This is a genomic window from Bradyrhizobium sp. SRL28 (assembly GCF_018596315.1).
In the GTDB taxonomy this organism is placed as follows: Bacteria; Pseudomonadota; Alphaproteobacteria; order Rhizobiales; family Xanthobacteraceae; genus Bradyrhizobium.
Window position 1 is genome coordinate 192,055 of the sequence record NZ_JAHEAG010000011.1, and the last position, 6,056, is coordinate 198,110.

A 6,056-nucleotide genomic window follows, 5' to 3' on the forward strand; every position below is an offset into this window, starting at 1 on the left:
GATCAACACAAAACGATCAACACTTGGGAGGATCTCTTTATGGCGTCCCGAATTCTTGACCGCCGCGCAGTCACGTTCGGCCTGGCAGGCGCACTTTGCATGCCTTCGATCCTGCGTGCCCAGACGAACTATCCGGACAAGCCGATCACCGTCATCGTGCCGTTCGCCGCCGGCGGGCCGACCGACGCCATCGCGCGCATCTATGCGGAATTCCTCTCGCGCGACCTGGGACAAACGCTGGTGATCGAAAACGTCGCCGGCGCCGGCGGAACGATCGGCTCGACCAGGGCCGCGCGCGCGACGCCTGACGGCTACACGATCCAGATCGGCCAGGCCGGCACCCACGTGTCGAGTGTCGGGCTCTACAAGAACCTGAAATACAACCCCATCACGGACTACGAACATCTGGGATTGCTCGGCGACCTTCCGCAGGTGCTGATCGTCAAGCGCGACCTTCCGCCTGATAACTTCAAGGCATTCGTGGAATATGTCCGCGCCAACGAGGCCAAGCTCAACGCCGGCACCGCCGGACCCGGCTCGTCGGCGCACATGGGTGCCGCCATGCTGAACGTGCGGCTCGGCACCAAGGTCAATCTGGTCTCCTATCGGGGAACGGGTCCTGCGATGAACGATCTCATCGCGGGCCAGATCGATTACATGGTCGAAGTGTCGCTCACGGCGCTGGCCCAAATTCAGGCGAAAACCGTGCGGCCGCTGGCGGTGTTTCGGTCGGCGCGGATTTCCACCATGCCCGAGGTGCCCTCCACCAACGAGTTCGGCGTCGATGGCCTCGACTTCCCGGTCTGGCTCGGATTCCTTGCACCCAAGGGAACGCCGCAACCGATCGTGGCGCGCTTGAACGCCTCGATCCGCAAGGCAACCCAGGATGCGACCCTGCGCGCCCGCCTCGCCCCGCTCGGCCTGGAAATGCCTGAGGAAGCGACGAACACCCCAACCGGCTTCCGCGACTACGTCCAGTCGGAAATCAATCGCTGGGTGCCGCTGATCCAGAAAGCTGGTTTGACGATTGAGTGATGCCTGCGCGTAGCCCGGATGCAGCGAAGCGAAATCCGGGAACTCAATCCGGCCCGCGACAGTTTGGTGAAACGGCCACTCCCAAGGTCGGTGTTTGAGTGTCAGGTCTGCTTGAGGCCCAAAGCCAGCATGACCGCCGGCGCAGCCGACGTCCGCTTTCGGGAGCACCTCTGACCGATCGGACTTGTTTCGCGCCAACCGCTCAGTTGAGCCTCGCCGCAGCCGTCCGCCGGGTCAAATCGGCAATGGCGCCGCCCGACTTTCTTGCGGCGACATGCCGCCTGGCAAGCGCTGTCGCCTCGGCCCGCTGGACCCGCATTCGAAGGTCATGGAGGTCAGCAATCAGCTTGGCCATTTCATCAACGCTTTGAAGCAAAGCCTGAACACGACGAAAACTACTCATATCCCGCCACTCACACCAACCATCAGAAGTTCAGCACATTGCGACCACATGCACTACGAGACAGGATTTTCCTACGCCGGAAGAATACTGTTCGACAAAAGGAGAATGCAGCAAGCCGATGATAGAAAGACCGCAAGGCTTACGACGGCCGAGGCTGAACGGCACAGGAGCGCGATCCAACGGCCCCTGCATCACTGTTCAAAACAGCAAAAAGCTCCCGATCAGCAGGCCCGCAGAAAAGGACCAAAGCCCCAAGGTGCAAGCTGACACGAGGCGCACGAGGTTGCGAACCTGCACCTCGAACTCCGCTTCTGTTGTCTCATGGAACTGAGCTGTCATTGGCATGGCCCTGCCCAATAGGCGCGGCCGGATGTACGCATAAATCATGGTGAAGGTGGGGCATTTGCGCCCCAGTTATGGCAATGAGGGCTCAGGCTTGAGGGCTTCCAAGCGTCAGGTCAAGAATCCACACTGACTGGGCGGCCTATCCATGCAGCAGTTTGCAAGAAGATGACGGCGTCTTTGCGGGAGCTTTCCATGTCCCCAAGCAGGTCGCGGGATACTTCCGATAACGTTCAGATATCGCGACCCACCACTGAAGTTCGCCGACGTTTTTCAGTCAACGGAAATCATGTTCTGGTCGGTCACGGTCTACGACATCGACACGCGCTCGCAGATGCGGACCTATCTCGGCGACCGCGCCGCATCGAGCCTGAAGCCATCGACGCGATGTCCAGGCGCTGTCGGAAGAAGCCTGCAAAGCTCTACACACCAACGGTCGGGCTCCGTCGCAACACGCATCATCGATCTGGCACGCAGTGGCTTCATGGATGCGAGGTGCGGCTATGACTCCGCGGCTTCTGTGAAATGTTGCGGATCGCGCCGGCGTCGGTTGCTGCCAAATATGTGACTGCCTGTGCGCGATAAAGCTTTCAACCTTTCGCATTCTCATCGCTAAAGCGCCACAGAGTGGGCTCCCGATCCCCAGGCTGCATGCCTTCGCAGAGGCGTCCGGAGTTCCACAACTCGGAAATCAGGGAGACGGACATGCAACTCATTCGATCAGACCTCGATTTCATTCTCGCGCAAATTCGCTTCGCTGAAACCGGCGCACCTTTGGAGGACCCTTCGCTTCCGTTTGGACTGCGGACGGTTGACGGCACGAACAACAGCGTGGTGCCAGGCCAGTCGGGCTTCGGCGCCGCGGATCGGGTGTTCCCGCGGATGACCGATCCCGTGTTCCGCGAAGCGGATCTCGGGACGTCCTACTCCCAGACCAAAGATACAGATACAGTGATCGACGCCCAGCCGCGGATCATCAGCAATCTGATTGCCGACCAGAACGCGAACAGCAACCCGGCGGCGGCCGCAGTCGACAGCGATGGCGACGGGGTTATTCCGAACGTGAACCCCGATGGCGCGGCGCCGTTCAATCAGTGGTTCACGTTGTTCGGCCAGTTCTTCGACCATGGCCTGGATCTGGTGAACAAGGGCGACAGCGGGACAGTGTATATCCCACTGCAGCCGGACGACCCTCTCTACGTTGAAGGCAGCCCGACCAATTTCATGGTGTTGACGCGTGCGACCAACCTGGCCGGGGCAGACGGGAAGGTAGGGACTTCGGACGATGTCCACGAGCACACCAACCAGACGACGCCGTTAATCGATCAGAACCAGACGTACACGTCGCATCCGTCACACCAGGTTTTTCTGCGCGAGTACATGCTTGACGCCGACGGCAATCCGGTGGCAACCGGGCGTCTGCTCGAAGGCGCCGATGGCGGCCTGGCAACATGGGCTGACGTCAAGGCGCAAGCGCGGGAGCTGCTCGGCATCGACCTGACCGATGCCGATGTGACCAACATTCCCTTGCTGGCAACCGACCCTTATGGGCGCTTCGTGGCCGGAACTCATGGATACGCCCAACTCGTGATGGCGCCCGGCGCTGACGGCATTGTGGGCACGCCCGACGACATCCTGACAGAAGGCAACCCCGCCAATCCCGTCAGCACCACCGGGGCGATCCGCACCGGACACGCCTTTCTGAACGACATTGCCCATGATGCCGTTCCGACCGACAAGGTCGCGGACGGCGACACGGAGGTCAGCCTCGCGAACCTTGACGGGTCGGATACGAGCGGCAACTACGACAATGAGCTGCTCGATGCCCACTACATCACCGGCGACGGACGCGGGAATGAGAATATCGGCTTGACCGCCGTTCATCACGTTTTCCACGCGGAACACAACCGGCTGATCGGGCACCTGAAGGAGGTGATCCTGGCCGAAGCGGACAATGATCCAGCTTTCGTGAGCCAGTGGCTGAAGCCGGGCGCGGATATCTCCGACGGGATCCAGGAGAGTGACTGGAATGGCGAGCGCCTGTTCCAGGCCGCCAGATTTGGGACCGAGATGCAATACCAGCATCTTGTCTTCGAGGACTTTGCACGCAGCATCCAGCCGAACATCGATGAGTTCGAGGCGCACGACGTCACCATCGATCCCGCGATCGTGGCCGAGTTCGCGCACACGGTCTATCGGTTCGGGCACTCGCTGCTGCGCGAGACTGTTGACCGTCTGGATGCCGACGGCAACGTGGTCGACGCCAATGCCGATGTGGCAGGCGATCAGCAGCTCAGCCTGATTGACGCCTTCCTCAACCCGCTCGCCTATGCGGAGCGTGGCGCCGACGGCAATGCTGCAGCGGAGATCGTGCGCGGAGCAACGGGCGAGGTCGCCAACAGCGTCGACGAATTCGTTACCGATGCGCTGCGCAACAATCTGCTCGGTTTGCCTCTGGACCTTGCGACGATCAACCTCGCGCGCGGCCGTGACACCGGCGTGGCACCGCTTAACAGTGTCCGCGAGCAGTTCTACGCAAAAACCGGAGATCCCGATCTCAAGCCATATGCGAGCTGGGCGGAATTCGGCAGCGGGATCAAGCACCCGGAGTCTCTCGTCAACTTCATTGCAGCGTACGGCGTTCATCCGTTGCTCGCTGCTGCCGCCACGGTGGCGGAGAAACGTGCCGCGGCCGTCACGCTCGTTTATGGGACGGCGGATGACCCGACCACAGTGGCAGACGAGACCGTTGGCCCGGACACTGATTTTCTCAACGGCACTGGAGCCTTCGCCGGTGTCGAGACTGGTCTCAATGACGTTGATCTGTGGATCGGGGGCCTGGCGGAGAAGCCGCTGGCGTCGGGCGGGCTGCTGGGCTCGACCTTCAACTTCGTGTTCGAAACCCAGATGGAAAATCTGCAGAATGGTGACCGCTTTTACTACCTGTCGCGGCTGGAAGGTACGAATTTCCTGAATCAGCTCGAGGGCACGTCATTCTCCGAGCTGGTGATGCGCAACACTGGTACCACTCACCTTCCCTTCGACGTCTTCTCGGCGCCCACCTACACGATCGAAGCCGGCGATCCGTCAACCTATCCGGTCGACGCTGCCGGAAATCCGTTGGTGATGACCAAGCATGGAGGCAAGCTGGGGTTTGTTGGCGACGATCACGTCGTGATCGGCGGCACCGACCGGGGGGACAGGATTCAGTCCGGCGCCGGGGACGATACGCTCTGGGGCGACGGTGGCAACGATGTCCTCGACGGCGCCCTCGGCAACGATGCCGTGATCGGTGGCGACGGCAACGATCGCCTGACGGGCGGCGACGGTGACGACTTCGTCAACGGCGCCGCCGGAAACGACAAGGTATGGGGCGGCGCGGGCTCCGATCTGCTCGTCGGCCTGGAGGGGCGCGACCGCATCGAGGCCGGCGATGGCGACGACGAGGTCTTCGGGGGCCTCGGCAATGACCAGATCTTTGGAGGCGCCGGCAACGACGAGCTGCTGGGGAACGAGGGCGATGACTGGATCAAGGGGGGCCAGGGCGACGACCACCTGACCGGTGATAATGGCAATCCGTTCGGCGAGCCGCTTCCGGACACGGACACGGCCCTATTCTCGGGCAAGGCAAAGAACTACACGATCACTCATAATGCCGATGGGTCAATCACGGTCACCGACAAAGTCGGTGCCGACGGCACGGACACGCTGCAGAATATCGAACGCCTGCAATTTGCGGATCGGATGATTTTGGCAGACGGGTCGACCCCGCCGAAGGGTGGCCATGGCTCTGGATGGTGGGGCCAGCTTCGCGACCCGGTCACCAGCGATCAGACGCCTGCGACCGGCACGAGCGCGGGGGGGCCGGCACGTCAGGGATCTGTGAGCCCGCATGCGAACGGCTCGACCGCATCGTCCCTGGCAAGCCACAGCTTTGCGCTGCTGAATCAGTATATGGCCGGCAGCCCCGGCCGGATCGATCCCGGTCAGATCGAGGGCGTTGTGTCGAATGGCGCCATCAGAGGTCAGGATTCCTTCCTGACCAGACCGCAGCATTGATCCGCTTCCGCACCCGGGCGCACGGCGCCTGGGTGCGGGCAAGAATCCCGATACGCAGTACCGCAACGACCAGCACTTTCTGACGTTCTGCAGCATTGGTCGGGTGCGGTCACGTGTCCGGCCTGTTGATGCGGCAGGTCTGGCCGCTGGCCCTGATGCTCTGCGCGGATCGGGTCCCAAACAAAAACGCGCACTTTGGAAGTCGTGCGTTGACCCA

The 6,056-nt window shown here is 61.7% G+C and carries 3 protein-coding genes; all 3 read left to right on the top strand.

The features are described from left to right. Positions 1 to 39: 39 nt before the first annotated feature. The 3 genes from KIP88_RS22805 (at position 40) to KIP88_RS22815 (ending at position 5,839) form a co-directional block, all read left to right on the top strand. On the top strand, positions 40 to 1,035 hold the full coding sequence (locus tag KIP88_RS22805; RefSeq protein ID WP_214490230.1) for a tripartite tricarboxylate transporter substrate binding protein: 996 nt from the start codon (positions 40 to 42) through the stop codon (positions 1,033 to 1,035). 184 nt (positions 1,036 to 1,219) lie between these two features. Beyond that, positions 1,220 to 1,705: a hypothetical protein gene (locus tag KIP88_RS22810; RefSeq protein ID WP_214490231.1), complete on the top strand. Its 486-nt coding sequence runs from the start codon at positions 1,220 to 1,222 to the stop codon at positions 1,703 to 1,705. Between the two features lie 780 nt (positions 1,706 to 2,485). After that, entirely contained in the window at positions 2,486 to 5,839 is a 3,354-nt protein-coding gene (locus KIP88_RS22815) for a peroxidase family protein (protein WP_214490232.1), read from the top strand. Positions 5,840 to 6,056: the final 217 nt, after the last annotated feature.